The 14,244-nt window shown below is 72.5% G+C and carries 9 protein-coding genes; 6 read left to right on the forward strand and 3 right to left on the reverse strand.

The genetic code is table 11. The features are described from left to right. Positions 1–68 precede the first annotated feature (68 nt). A complete protein-coding gene (locus OG429_RS17160) occupies positions 69–1,685 on the reverse strand; it encodes an MFS transporter (RefSeq protein WP_328926187.1) in 1,617 nt (538 codons plus the stop codon). 179 nt (positions 1,686–1,864) lie between these two features. On the opposite strand from OG429_RS17160, the gene OG429_RS17165 reads away from it, so the two are divergent. Both OG429_RS17165 and OG429_RS17170 read left to right on the forward strand, forming a co-directional pair. Further along, positions 1,865–2,647, forward strand: coding sequence for an SDR family oxidoreductase (locus tag OG429_RS17165; RefSeq protein WP_328926188.1), 783 nt, complete (start codon positions 1,865–1,867; stop codon positions 2,645–2,647). A gap of 51 nt (positions 2,648–2,698) precedes the next feature. After that, positions 2,699–5,275, forward strand: a complete 2,577-nt coding sequence (locus tag OG429_RS17170) for a bifunctional FO biosynthesis protein CofGH (protein WP_328926189.1) — start codon at positions 2,699–2,701, stop codon at positions 5,273–5,275. Positions 5,276–5,354: 79 nt separating this feature from the next. Here the strand turns inward: OG429_RS17170 and OG429_RS17175 are convergent, their stop codons facing one another. Further along, positions 5,355–6,434, reverse strand: coding sequence for a tyrosine-protein phosphatase (locus OG429_RS17175; RefSeq protein ID WP_328926190.1), 1,080 nt, complete (start codon positions 6,432–6,434; stop codon positions 5,355–5,357). 440 nt (positions 6,435–6,874) lie between these two features. On the opposite strand from OG429_RS17175, the gene OG429_RS17180 reads away from it, so the two are divergent. From OG429_RS17180 to OG429_RS17195, 4 genes are all read left to right on the forward strand, one after another. Further along, a complete protein-coding gene (locus OG429_RS17180; protein WP_328930314.1) occupies positions 6,875–8,002 on the forward strand; it encodes an ADP-ribosylglycohydrolase family protein in 1,128 nt (375 codons plus the stop codon). A gap of 176 nt (positions 8,003–8,178) precedes the next feature. Further along, the gene (locus tag OG429_RS17185) at positions 8,179–9,039 is read left to right on the forward strand and encodes a TIGR03619 family F420-dependent LLM class oxidoreductase (RefSeq protein WP_328926191.1); all 861 of its coding nucleotides are present in this window, start codon (positions 8,179–8,181) and stop codon (positions 9,037–9,039) included. 44 nt (positions 9,040–9,083) lie between these two features. Then, the gene (locus OG429_RS17190) at positions 9,084–9,335 is read left to right on the forward strand and encodes a hypothetical protein (RefSeq protein ID WP_328926192.1); all 252 of its coding nucleotides are present in this window, start codon (positions 9,084–9,086) and stop codon (positions 9,333–9,335) included. A 42-nt stretch (positions 9,336–9,377) separates the two neighbouring features. Further along, the gene (locus tag OG429_RS17195; RefSeq protein WP_328926193.1) at positions 9,378–10,085 is read left to right on the forward strand and encodes a hypothetical protein; all 708 of its coding nucleotides are present in this window, start codon (positions 9,378–9,380) and stop codon (positions 10,083–10,085) included. A 94-nt stretch (positions 10,086–10,179) separates the two neighbouring features. Here the strand turns inward: OG429_RS17195 and OG429_RS17200 are convergent, their stop codons facing one another. Continuing rightward, entirely contained in the window at positions 10,180–14,136 is a 3,957-nt protein-coding gene (locus OG429_RS17200) for a hypothetical protein (protein WP_328926194.1), read from the reverse strand. Positions 14,137–14,244: the final 108 nt, after the last annotated feature.

Raw genomic sequence — 14,244 nt, forward strand, 5'->3', positions numbered from 1 at the left:
TCCATGCTGCGCGCCCGGCCCCGGACCCGCATTCCACGCGGGCTGCGGGCTGCGGGCTGCGGCCCGGGCTACGGCTCCGGCGAGCGCGGCTGGGTCGACGGGATCCGGTTCACGAAGAACAGGGCGATGATCGCGGCGAGGGCGAGGATGGCCAGTGCCGCACGCAGGCCGTCGAGCCTGGCCTCGGCGTTCGCGTCCAGTGCCGCGTCGGAGACCGCCGCACTCGTGCCGGCTTCGTCGAGGGCGGTCTGGAGCTGGGCGTCGGACAGGAAGGGCGCGCCGCTCTGGAGCTCGACGGTCGCCTGGCTCTTGACGCTGTCCGGGACCGCCGGATTCGCCGTGATGCTGGTCAGGAAGGACGTGGCGAGCGCGGCGATCATGACCGATCCGGCGAGCGCCGTACCGATCGAGGCGCCGAGGTTGGTGACGGCGTTCTGTACGCCGCCGACCTCCGCACTCTGTGCCTGCGGCACCGCGGACACGGTGACCGACCCGAGCTGGGACGCGAGTGCTCCCATGCCGAGCCCGATCAGCAGGAGCGGGACGGTGACGACTTCCGCCCCGGCGTCCAGGTCGAGCGCGGCCATCAGGACCACCGCGCCCGCCAGCAGCGCGACGATCCCGAGAAACACCACCCGCCGCGGCGAGACGTCCGGGAGGAAGCGCGGGATCAGGATCGCGGCCGCCAGCAGGCTCACCGAGAGCGGCAGGAGGCGGGCGCCTGTCTGCAGTGCCGACAGGCCCAGGGCGACGGACAGGTAGAGCGGGACGAGGAAGAACACGCCCATCTGCACGAGGTACTGGAAGAAGAACATCGTCAGCCCGCCGCTGAGCTGCCTGTTGCGCAGCATGCCGGGATCGACGAGGGGATCCCCGCCCCGCTCCACGACCCTGGCCTCCCAGCGGAGGAAGAGCCTGATCAGCAGCAGACCCGTCAGCATCAGCCACACCGTCAGGGAGATCCCGAGCCACGCGGGCGCGTCGGGCTTCGGCCTGAACCAGCCCCATTCGTCGGACCGGAGCACGCCGTAGACGAAGAGCCCGAGCCCGAGCGCGGACAGGACGGCGCCGACGTAGTCGATGCGCCGGCGCTCACCGGGCGGGGCGTCCGCGATGCGGCGCGCGAACACGAGGATGACGAGCACCACCAGGACCTCGCCGGCGAACACCCACCGCCAGGAGAAGTACGTCGTCGCGATACCGCCGATGAGCGGCCCGAGCGCGATCGCCACGGCCCCTGCCGCCACGACGAGTCCGTAGGCGGCGGGGCGGCGTTCGACGGCGAAGTTGCCGGCGACGAGCGCCACGATCGCGGGCAGGATGAGCGACGCCCCGATTCCCTCCAGGAACGACCAGCCCAGCAGCAGCACGGTGAGGTTCGGTGCGAGCGCCGTGGTGAGGGAGCCGGCCCCGTAGATGCAGCAGCCGATCACGAACGCCCGTCTGCGGCCGATCAGCGCCCCGACCTTGCCGCCGGGGATCATGAACATCGCCATCACCAGGGTGTAGGCGGTGATGGCGCCCTGGATGCCCGTCACGGTCGTGCCCACGTCCTCGGCCACCGTGGCGATGGAGACGTTCATGACGGAGCTGTCGAGGGCCATCAGGAACTGGCCGGCCGCGAGCGTCGCCAGCACCAGTCGAGCCTTCGCCGAACTCTCGGCCGTGCCTGCCCGGGATGCCATGGACGCATGCTTCCAGCCGTCCACGGGACCGCGGGGCCGACCCGCCCGGCGGTCAACCGGATGGAGGCGGCCGCCCCCGTCCTCCTCAGGGGGAGCCGCCGCCCCTCCCCTTCACATCGCCGCGCCGCCCCCGTAGCCTGACGGGCCGTCAGGTCAGTGCGTCCGCCTGGAGGCTCGTCATGCTGCTGCAAGGGAAGACCGTCATCGTCTCCGGAGTCGGGGCCGGGCTCGGGCACCAGGTGGCCGCCGCCGTCGTGCGCGACGGCGGGAACGCCGTCCTCGGGGCGCGCACCGAGGCCAATCTGGCCAAGTCCGCCGCCGAGATCGACCCCGGGGGCGCGCACACCGCCCATCTGGCCACCGACATCGGCGACGAGCGGCAGTGCGAGGCCCTGGCCGAGCTGGCGCGGACGCGGTTCGGCCGGATCGACGCGGTCGTGCACGTCGCCGCCTTGGACTCGTACTTCGGCGGCCTCCAGGACGCCGACTTCCGGACCTGGCAGCAGATCATCGACGTGAACCTGCTCGGGACCCTGCGCATGACCCGGGCCTGCCTGCCCGCGCTCAAGGAACACGGCGGGTCCGTCGTGATCATCGGGACGCAGTCCGCGGTCGCCGCGCCGAACGAGGTCCAACAGGCCGCCTACGCCGCCTCCAAGGGGGCCCTGACCTCCGCCATGTACTCCATGGCACGCGAGCTCGGCCCCCACCGGATCCGGGTCAACACCGTGCTGCCCGGCTGGATGTGGGGGCCGCCGGTGCAGGCCTTCGTCACCTTCTCCGCCCACACCGAGGGCGTCCCCGAGGCCGAGGTCCACGCCCGCCTCACCGAGCGCATGGCACTGCCCGACCTCGCCACCGACGGGGACGTCGCCGACGCCGCCGTCTTCTTCGCCTCCGACCGGGCGCGGGCGATAACCGGCCAGTCATTGCTGGTCAACGCCGGTGAGCTGATGAGATGAGCCATCCCACAGCCGCCCCGCGACGGGAACGTCGGATCGTATGCTCGGCCCATGACCACTCCGAGTGACGCTCCGACCGAAAACGCGATGCGCCGTGCGCTCCGGCGGGCCCGCGACGGCGTCGCGCTCGACGCGACCGAGGCGGCCGTACTCCTCCAGGCGCGCGGCGAGGCCCTGGGGGACCTCGCCGCCTCCGCCGCACGGGTAAGGGACGCCGGGCTCGCCGCCGCCGGGCGGCCCGGTGTCATCACCTACTCCCGCAAGGTCTTCATCCCCCTCACCCGCCTCTGCCGCGACAAGTGCCACTACTGCACCTTCGTCACCGTCCCCGGCAAGCTGCGCAAGAGCGGCCACGGCCTGTACCTCTCCCCCGACGAGGTCCTCGACATCGCCCGCCAGGGCGCGGCCATGGGATGCAAGGAAGCCCTCTTCACCCTCGGAGACCGCCCCGAGGACCGCTGGCCCGAGGCCCGCGAGTGGCTCGACGCGCACGGCTACGACGACACCCTCGCCTACGTGCGCGCCATGGCCATCCGCGTGCTGGAGGAGACGGGCCTGCTGCCGCACCTCAACCCGGGCGTCATGACCTGGTCCGACCTCCAGCGCCTCAAGCCCGTCGCCCCGTCCATGGGCATGATGCTGGAGACCACCGCCACACGTCTGTGGTCCGAGCCGGGCGGCCCCCATCACGGCTCCCCCGACAAGGAGCCGGCCGTGCGGCTGCGGGTGCTGGAGGACGCCGGACGCTCGAACGTCCCCTTCACCACCGGCGTCCTCATCGGCATCGGCGAGTCCTACGAGGAGCGCGCCGACGCCTTCTTCGAGCTGCGCCGCATCCAGCGCAGCTACCACGGCATCCAGGAGGTCATCGTCCAGAACTTCCGCGCCAAGCCGGACACCGCGATGCGCGGCATGCCGGACGCGGAGCTGGAGGAACTGGCCGCGGCCATCGCCGTCGCCCGGCACATCCTGGGCCCGAGCGCCCGGATCCAGGCGCCGCCGAACCTGGTGGACGCCGAGTACGCGCTGCTCATCGGCGCGGGCATCGACGACTGGGGCGGGGTCTCCCCGCTCACCCCCGACCACGTCAACCCCGAGCGCCCCTGGCCGCACATCGAGGAGCTGGCCTCGCGGACCGCCGCCGCCGGCTTCGAGCTGCGCGAACGCCTCACGATCTACCCCGAGTTCCTCCAGCGCGGCGAGCCCTGGCTGGACCCCCGGCTGCTGCCGCACGTACGCGCGCTGGCCGACGGACAGACCGGGCTCGCGGACGAGTCGGCGCAGGTCGTGGGGCGGCCGTGGCAGGAGCCTGACGAGGGCTTCAGCGCGTACGGGCGCACCGATCTGCACGCCACCATCGACACCGAGGGCCGCACCGGCGACCGCCGGGAGGACTTCGACGACGTCTACGGCGACTGGGAGGCGCTGCGCGAGGCCGCCGCGCCGGGCATGGTGCCGGAGCGCATCGACACCGACGTACGGGCCGCCCTCGCGCAGGCCGCCGACGACCCGACGAAGCTGACGGACGCGCAGGCCCTGGCTCTGCTGCACGCGGACGGCCCGGCGCTGGACGCCCTGTGCCGGATCGCGGACGACCTGCGGAAGTCGGTCGTGGGCGACGAGGTCACGTACATCGTCACCCGCAACATCAACTTCACCAACGTCTGCTACACCGGCTGCCGCTTCTGCGCCTTCGCGCAGCGCCGCACGGACGCCGACGCCTACACGCTCTCCCTGGACCAGGTCGCCGACCGCGCCGCGCAGGCCTGGGACGTCGGCGCGGTCGAGGTCTGCATGCAGGGCGGCATCCACCCGGACCTGCCCGGGACGGCCTACTTCGACATCGCGCGCGCGGTGAAGCAGCGGGTCCCCGGCATGCACGTGCACGCCTTCTCGCCGATGGAGGTCGTCAACGGCGCCACGCGTACGGGGATGTCCGTACGGGACTGGCTGACGGCGGCCAAGGAGGCCGGGCTGGACTCGATCCCGGGGACGGCGGCGGAGATCCTGGACGACGAGGTCCGCTGGGTGCTGACCAAGGGCAAGCTCCCGACGGCGGACTGGATCGACGTCATCACGACGGCGCACGAGCTCGGGATCCGGTCCTCGTCCACGATGATGTACGGGCACGTGGACCAGCCGCGGCACTGGCTCGGCCACTTCCGCACGCTGGCCCGGATCCAGCAGCAGACGGGCGGTTTCACGGAGTTCGTGACGCTTCCGTTCATCCACACCAACGCGCCCGTGTACCTGGCGGGCATCGCCCGGCCCGGTCCCACGGTCCGCGACAACCGGGCGGTGACGGCGATGGCCCGGATCCTGCTCCACCCGCACATCCCCAACATCCAGACCAGCTGGGTCAAGCTCGGGGCGGAGGGCGCGGCCGAGATGCTCCGGTCCGGGGCCAACGACCTCGGAGGGACGCTGATGGAGGAGACCATCTCACGGATGGCGGGGTCGAGTTACGGCTCGTACAAGTCGGTGCAGGACCTGATCGCCGTGGCGGAGGCGGCGGGGCGGCCCGCCAAGGCCCGTACGACGCTGTACGGGGAGGTGCCGCGGGAGCGCCAGGACGCGGCGCGCGCCTCGGACGGGCACCTGCCGGAGCTGCTGCCGGTGCTGGACTGACCGGACCGGCGGGACCGGGCGGTACGCGCGGGAGCCCGGCCGGGGGGGGCGGCCGCGCTCCTGCGCTGCGCCGGGCGGGTCAGCCGACGAGCAGGTCCTTCTTGAGCTGCGCCAGCTCGTGGGCGTCGATGCCGAGCCCGTCCTTCAGGTAGCGGCCGAAGGAGCCGTACGTGGCGTCGACCTCGTCGTAGCCCGCGTTCAGGTACTCGGGGCGGACGTCGAGCATCGGCTTGTAGACGGCGGCCTGCGGGGCGGGCAGGCGGGAGAGGATCGCGTCGTTGGCGGCCTTGCGGTAGTCGTTGCTGGCCAGGTAGTCGGCCTCGACGGTCTCGCGGGGCACGCCGAGGGCGGTCAGCAGGGCGGCGTTCGCCCAGCCGGTGCGGTCCTTGCCGGCGGTGCAGTGGAACAGGACGGTGCGGCTGCGGTCGTGGTGGGCGACCTCCTGGATCCCGTCGAGGACCTGGGTGTACGCCTTCTTGCCGCCCTCGCCGGAGACCATCGCCCGTTCGGCGCCGATCATGGCCTGGACGGACTCGTCGGGGGTCTTGGGCATGGTCTGGAAGGAGCCGGAGCCGGCGAAGACGTCGGCGACGACGTAGGAGGTGCCCGCGGGGACCTTGTCGGCGTCCTTGGTGCGCTCGTCCTGCATGCGCAGGTCGAAGACCGTCTTGACGCGCAGGCGCTGGAGCTTGGCCAGGTCGTTCTCGGTCAGCTTGTTGAGGGCGTCGGAGCGGTAGACCTCGCCCATCTTGACCCACTGGCCGGTGGTGGTGCGGTAGCCGCCCGCGTCGCGGAAGTTGGCGGTGCCGTCCAGCTTGATCAGACGGTCGGCGAGGTGCAGGCCCCGGCCGTGCTGCGGCTCGAAGTCGAACCACTGGCGGTCGGCGGCGGGCAGCCCGGTGACCACGGCCCGGCCCTGGGCTCCGCCCTTGGCGACGACCTTGCCGTTCGCCTTGATCTCGACCCGCTTGGTGCCCTGGGCCTTCCACTTCAGGGTGAAGGAACCATCGGCACCGGCGGTGACGGTGGCCTCGGTGAACGGGACGGCGGCGGACCGGTCGTGCCGGTCCCAGCCGCCGGCGGAGGCGAGGGGGGCCGCGATCAGGGAAGCGGTGACGGCGGAGGCGACGACGGTCGCGGCGAGGAGTGCCTTCTTCATGCCTGTGAGGCTGGGCGGCCACAAAGAACGACGGATGAATGACGCATGGCCGAAAACAGCACCTCCGAAGGCAAGTGGCAAAACGTGCCATCGGCCAGGGTGGCGGCCGGAAGTGTTCGGGTTCCAGCCGTTCTGCGCTCTCATACGGGCCGCTTGACGGACTCCCTCCGGACGCGGCCGAAGGTGTCCACTACAGTGCCCGCCAGTGCTGTCGCGGGGACGGTGGCCTGCACGGGCGGGGGACGGTGAGGTCGGTGGACGAGTCGATCGGGGCTGGTGCGGTGGTCATCCATGGCGCGGCGGGCGGTACCGACACACCCGGCCGACCGGCCTTCGCGAGCCGGCCGGGCCCGCCGGGGCAGATGGTCCAGGCGGGGCAGATGTACCCGGCGGGGCAGATGAGCCAGGCCGGTCCTTCCGGACCCACGGACGGCCGCGGCATGCGCACCGTCTCCTCGAACACCGGCCTGTGGGGCCGCGCCGAGCAGCAGGACTTCCGCAGCCGCGTCCGCGGCACGCTCCTCGGCTCCGCCCTCGGCGACACCCTGGGCGCGCCCCTCGCCGGCCGTTCCCTCGACGCGATCCGCGAGATCCACGGCTCCCAGGGCCTGACCCACCCCGTACCCGTCCACGGCCGCTGCGGCGCCGTCACCGCCGCCACCCAGCTCACCCTCTTCACCGTGGACGGCCTCATACGGGCCCACGTGCGCCGCGACACCGGCGCCTGGCACCCGCCCACCGACGTCCACCGCGCCTACCTCCGCTGGGCGGCCACCCAGCACGACTGGGGCCCCGACGAGCGCCGCTCGGACAACGGCTGGCTCGCGCAGGAGGAGTGGCTCTACGCCCGCCGCGACCCGGCCCGCGCCTGCATGACGGGCTTCGCCGACGGTCTCCTCGGCACCCTCGCCCACCCGAAGAACCCCACCGCCCGGGACGCCGCCGCCACCGCCCGCTCGGCCCCCTTCGGGCTGCTGGTCGGCTGGGAGCCCGCCCTGGTCCTCCAGCTCGCCGTCGAATGCGCGACGCAGAGCCACGGCCACCCCACCGCGTACCTCTCGGCCGGGGCCTTCGCCGTGATCGTCCACGGCCTGACCCGGGGCGAATCCCTCGACTCCGCCGTCCAGCGCGCCCTCGGGCTGCTGGGCTCCCGTCCCGGCCACCAGCCCGTCACCGACGCCCTCCAGCACGCGCTGTCGGCGGTCACCCAGGGCGTGCCGGGCTCCCACGTCGTCGAGGCCCTCACCACCGGCGCCGGTCACGACGCCGAGGACGCCCTGGCCATCGCCGTCTACTGCGCCCTGGTCGCCGAGGACATCGCCCACGGCCTGCGCCTCGCCGTCAACCACGGCGGGGACTCCATCGCGGCCGGCGCCCTGTGCGGGGCGCTGCTCGGCGCCCTCCATGGCGAGACGGCCCTCCCGGCCGCCTGGCTCGCCGACCTCGAAGGCCGCCCCACGGTCCTGGAGCTCGCCGACGACTTCGCCCTGGAGATGACCCAGGGCCCGGCCCTCCACGGCCCGTCCCTGGCATCCCCCGCCTGGCTGTCCCGCTACCCGCGCGGCTAAGCGGCCTCGGGGACGTGCCGTACTTCCCCGAGGCCGCTTAAACCGCGGTCGGCCGCCGCTCGGCCGCCTGGCCGAATTCGACCTCGATCCCGAGGACTTGGGGGCGGATGCGCCCTGCCGTGTGCAGGGGGAACGCCGTACCTTGACTGTCCCACGTCTCGGAGGTGCCAGAAGCCATGCGGATCGCCACGACCATCTTCCTCACCGACCGCACCGTCTCGCCCGTGCGTCTCGCGCGGAGTCTGGAGGAGCGGGGGTTCTCCGGGCTGTATCTGCCCGAGCACACCCACATCCCCGTCTCCCGCAACACCGCCGCGCCCATGGGCGGTGAGCTCCCCGAGATGTACGGGCGCACCCTCGACCCCTTCGTGGCCCTCGGGCAGGCCGCCGCGGTGACCGAGCGGCTGCACCTCGGTACCGGCATCACGCTCGTCGCCCAGCACGACCCGATCGACCTCGCCAAGCAGGTCGCCACCCTGGACCACCTCTCGGGCGGCCGCGTCACCCTCGGCGTCGGCTACGGGTGGAACGTCGAGGAGGCCGCCGACCACGGCGTCGAGTGGCGCACGCGCCGCGAGCTCGTCCGGGACCGGATGGCGCTGATGCGCGCCCTGTGGGCGCCCGAGCCGACGGCCTACGTCGGCGAGTACTCCTCCGTCCAGGCCAGCCACGCCCACCCGAAGCCGGCCCAGGCGCCGCGCGAACTCGGCCCCGGCGTGCCCCTGTACGGCCCCCGTACGCTGATGGGCGGCCAGGCCGGCCCGAAGCTGTTCGCCGCCGTCGCCGACCACGCCGACGGCTGGCTCCCCATCGGCGGCGGCGGCCTCACCGAGTCGCTGCCGGTGCTGCGCCAGGTCTGGGAGACCGCCGGGCGCGACCCGAAGACCCTCCAGGTGGTCCCGTACGCCGTCCAGCCCAGCCCCGGGAAGCTCGCCCACTACGCCGATCTCGGAATCGAGGAGGTCGTCCTCCAACTCCCCTCGGCCCGGGAGGCGGAGGTCCTGCGCGCGCTGGACGACTTCGCCCAGTACCTGTGAAACCCCCTCGACGGCACGGCTCCGCCTCGCCGACCATGGTCGGCATGCCAGGCCAGCGCAAACGCAAGCAGCGACGTCTCCGGGAGGCGGACCGGCGCTCCCTCCCGGTGGGACCGGGCCGGTGGGAGACGCTCCTTTCCACCGAGGACCACGAGGAGTTCCGGACCTTCGTCCACCGCATGTACGCGCAGGGCCTCGCCACCGACCCGAACCTCGTGCGGCTGGACCAGTTCTGCGGCCGCCTGCAGCACCCGACCACCTACCGGGTCAGCGTCTTCGTCCCCGCGCCTGCATAGGGTGGGGGCGAATCGCACACGACGTGGGTGGAGGGGGCCGGGGTGGACGAGACCCGGATGGCCGAGCGCAGGAAGCGGGCTTTCGAGGGCCTTCCACCGGGTCCGGCGCGGACCCGGAACAGCCTGCTCTGGGCCGCGCTGATTCCGGTGACGGCCACGTTCGGCGGCTTCCTCGCCCAGTACCCGTACGGCCTGCTCTGGCTCGGCGTGCTCCTCGTGCTCGCCGCGGCCGGGACCGGCGCGGCCGTGGCGGGTACGGGCTGGAACCGGGCGGGAGTCGCCACGGTCGTCGGCTTCGGGACCATGGCACTGGGCGTCTTCGCCGGTCCCAGCCTGTACGAGGCCTACGCGATGCGGCTCGGCGAGCGGGTCGACGCGGTGGTCATCGAAACCGGTGAGCGGACCAACTTCAAGGGGGACGCCCGGTCCTTCTGCCGCGTGGCCGACCCCTCGGGCACCGTCCGGGAACTCGGTCAACAGCAGAACTGCTACGGCGAGTTCACGCGGGGCCAGCACGTCGTCCTCTTCGAGGACCCGCTCGGCCTCCTCGACCCGAGGGTCGAGGCCACCGGCGACCGCACCCTCGACCCCCTCGGCCCGGGCATCAGCGGAGGCCTCTTCCTCCTGGTCGGCGCGTCCATGTTCTCGGGCGGCATGCGACGCCGCTCGGACCGGGACATCCTGGAGCGGCAACGCCGCGGGCGCGGCCTGCCCCGGCCGTCCGCGCCGCCTTCGCAGCGGACCACGTGAGACGGGGCAGCCCGGATCCGCGTGCACGGGAAATGACGAGGGGCCCGGCCGATGTCACGATCGGCCGGGCCCCTCGTCGTACCGCGCCCCGTCGTCAGGAGGTGAAGTAGCCGTTCAGATCGGCGATCACATCGACGGAACCCGCGTTGTTGAAGAACGTCACCCGGCCGTCCACCACCGGCACGACCACCAGGTTGGAAACGGTCTGCCCGGACCTGAAGTTCAGGTTCGACACGTTGGGACGCGCGGTCCCGTGCGGGTGGACGATCAGGTGGCTGTCCTGGGTCGGACCGGTGACGGTGACGTTGAGCACCACCGCCTTCACCCCGTTGAGCGGAACGCCCTCGACCCCGGCGACCTGCAGACTGACGATCCCGCCCTGGCCCACGGCCCCGGCACGGGCGCCGGTCCCGTCACGGGTGTCGAGCAGCCGCACCGGCGAACCCGCCGAGAACGTCGACCCGTTCGCCGAGTAGTAACCCGTCACGTCGGCGATCAGGTCCACCGAGCCCGCGTTGTTGCGCAGGTCCACCATGCCGTTCACGACGGGCACCGTCACCAGGTTGGGCACGATCTGCCCGGCGGTGAAGTTGAGGTTGGAGACCTCCGGCGCCGCCTGCCCGTTCGGGTACACCGTCACGTGCCCGGCCTCCGTCGGGTTCACGGCCGTCACGTTCATCACGACCGCGGTGACCCCGTCCGCCGGGACGCCCTTCACGCCGGCCACCTGAAGGGTCACCACACCGCCCGGACCGACCCGCGCCTTGTTCGCACCCGTGCCCTCACGGGTGTCCAGGAACCGGGCCGGAGTGATCGGCGTCAGCGCGGAACCGGTGTCCGCCTTGTCGGTGTAGTAGCCGGTGACGTCGGCGATCAGGTCGACCGAACCGGCGTTGTTGCGCAGGTCCACCTTCCCGTTCAGCACCGGAACCGTCACCAGGTTCGGCACGATCTGCCCGGCCGCGAAGTTCAGGTTCGACACCGCGGGCTTCGGCTGCCCGTTCGGGTACACCATCACGTGCCCCGCCTCGGTCGGGTCGACGGCCGTCACGTTCATCACGACCGCGGTCACCCCGCTCGCCGGAACGCCCTTCACACCCGCAACCTGCAGCGTGACCACACCACCCGGACCGACCCTCGTCTTCGTCGCCCCGGTGCCGTCGCGCGTGTCCAGGAACCGCGAGGGCGTGATCGGCACGAACCGGCTCTTCGCCGGGGCTCCGGCCGCCGTCACCGTGTACGCCTTGGCGAGCCTGTGCCCGAGGACGGGACTCACGTCGTACTGGCCCGGCGCCAGGCCGGTCGTGTCCACCAGGACCTTGAGCCAGGTCCCGTCAGGGCTCACGGAGAGCGACCTCATGAACGGACCCGTGCCGTAAGGGGTATCGCTGGGCGTGAGCATCAGCTCCATGCCGAGGGTGAGGTCCACCCCGTGGATGACCGCCTGGTTCCACGTCCCGGCCGGGCCGGTCGCCGGGCTGATCCCGGACACCCATGGGGAAGGCTGCTGCCCGGTGCACGTCGTGACGCAGGATCCCCGCATCGTGTACTCGACCGGTACGACCGTCTTGGCGGCGCTCAGCATCAGGACGGCCTGGCCGGCCTCGGCGTCGCTCGCGGCGGAGCAACGGCTGCCGAAACCGCCGTCGCACCGGTAGCCGGAATCGGAGCCGGAGCCTTCCCACTTGCGGCCGCTCAGCAGGCTCAGTTCAGGAGTCGCGTAGCTGCTGGTGTCGTTGGAGATGCTCTGCCCGCTGACGGCGAAGCTCTGCGAGGGCTTCATGTCGACGACCGCGCAGTACGCGGTGGAGGACTCGGTGAGTACCCCGCTGCGGGCCGGGAAGCCTTCGACCGAGATCCGGTTCGCGGTGCACTCCGGCGCCCAGCCCGCGGACGTGCCGACCTTCCAGGTGTCCACATCGGCGTGGACCGGCTTGCCCTGGAAGCCCGTGGTGTGCACGAGCACGACGTACGACGTGGAGCCGGTGACCCGGCAGGACACGGTGTACTGCCGGCACAGGTGCTTGCCGCCTGCGTCGACCACTTGCAACGTCGCCGAGGGGTCGTCCTTCCCCCCGGCGGTCCGGGCGCTCAGCCAGAACTTGTCCGTGGCGGCGCCGCTCACCCGCAGGCAGCGGGCGTCGAGAGCGGAGGTCAGGTCGAAGGGCGTGGACCGGCCGCCGACCGTCGTCGAAGCCGGCGCGGGGCACTTCGCCGTCCCCGAGATGTCACGCCGGGCCAGCTTGTGGGTGTCCGCGGCCTGCCCGACCAGCATGACGGTGTACGGGGCGCCGGGCGTGAGGGAGCACGTGAGGACCGCGCTGCCGCCGCACGCGACGTCGCCCGCGGCGTCGGCCACGTAGAAGGTCGCCCACTCCCGGTTCGAGGGCGCGGAGTAGTGCAGCATCTCGGCGGCGGAGTGCTTGTCGGCCGGCAGGCTCAGGCAGGCCTGCAGCCTGTCCGAGGTCAGCGCCGCCTCCACTCCCACCGATCCGTCGAAACCGGTCTGCGGCCAGGCCGCGCACCCCGCGGCCTCGCCGGTCCGGTGGATCGCCAGCCCGTACACCTGTGACGGCGTGCCGGTCAGGACGGCCCGGAACGGAGCGGTGCCGGTCAGCTTGCAGACCGGGAGGTACCCGGAGTACTCGCACTGCTTGACGCCGGACGCGTCGTACACCACGGCATCGGCGCCCTTGCCGCCGGCGGGCGTCCGGTTGAGCAGGTACACGCCCTTGCCGGTGGCGGTCGGCAGCGTCAGGCACAGCTGCTGCCCGGGGCCGCCGAAGGTGCCGGTCACCGGGCCGGCCACCAGCCCGTTGTCGTGGGTCGCGGTGCAGCCCCGGGTCTCCTTGGCGGAGTGGAAGGCCATGCCGTACGCACCGGCGGCGGGGGTCTTGGGATCGACCGCCCAGGTGTAGTCGCCGGCCGTCAGCTCGCAGCCGCCGAACGCGCACTCACGCGCGGTCGCGGCGCCGTCCGCCGTGAACAGCGTCCCGGAGGGAGCCGCGGCGGAGGCGACCGGGCCGAAGGCGTGCCAGGCGGACTGGGAAGCCCGCAGCGTGCGGCAGCGAACCGTGGAGCTCAGGTCCGGGGAGAGTCCGAACGCCTGCGGCTCCACCAGCACGCAGCCCTCCGGCTTGGAGAGCCGCGCCAGGGTGAGGTCGTAGGCCTGGCTCGCACCTTCGGGCCGCACCGTCATCACCCGGAACGGCGCGGTCCCGGTGAGCTTGCAGTCGAGCGGGACGCCCTCGGTGTCCGACCAGACCCGCGTGGTGACGCAGAGCTGCTTGCCGGTGGCGTCGTAGACGCTCTGCAGCATGTCCTTCGAGGACGTGTAGCCGCGGAGCACGTCGTTCGCGGCCAGGTCCAGCGTGTAGCAGTCACCCGCCGAGCCGGCCGGCAGCGAGCCCTGGAACACCGTGGGGGCGCCGAGCCTGCGGTCGGCGGGAGCGACCTCCTTGCAGGTGGTGGAGGAGAGCAGCGGCAGGTACGAGACCCAGATCTGGGTCTGCGAGCCGGTGCCGTTCTCGGCCTTCACCGTGTAGGTGCCCGCCTGAGTGGCGGGGCAGCGGACCGCTCCGAACGCGTAGTCGCCCGCACCCAGTACGTGCTCGCACGTCACCGTGGTGCCACTGGGCGACATCAGCTTGGGCCGGATGATCCCCGGCGATGAGACGAGCTGGAGCACGACCACGTCCGGTCGCGACAGCGCGATCTGGAAGGACCCCGTCGCGTTCGGCTCCACCGAGCAGTTGACCACCGTGCTCGGCTGGAGCGCCGCCGGGCAGGCACCTGCCGTGACGCCCTGCGGGAGCGACCGCACGGCGGCCTCGTGGGCGGCCGCCGGATCCGCCTTCGGCGCGGCGGCCTTGGGCCCCGGCCCCGCGGTGCCGGCGGCACCGGCGCCCGTGCCGGGCTGCGGTGAAGCGGTGGCCGCGGGCGGCTGCGCCGCGGCAGCGGCACCCGTCTGACCGGTGAACGACCCCAGCACGCCGAGCAGCAGGGCTCCGGAAGCAAGTGCGGCCCTGCCCCGCCCCGGTCTCTTGCGCACTCTTCTGCCCAGTGGCAGCAATCTCATGAACCCCCCAGGTCCAGGCGAGCCCCGGCCCTGTGACCACCACAGGACGTACGGGCAGGCGGATCTTAACCGCCCAGGGGG

The organism is Streptomyces sp. NBC_00190, assembly GCF_036203305.1.
GTDB lineage: Bacteria > Actinomycetota > Actinomycetes > Streptomycetales > Streptomycetaceae > Streptomyces.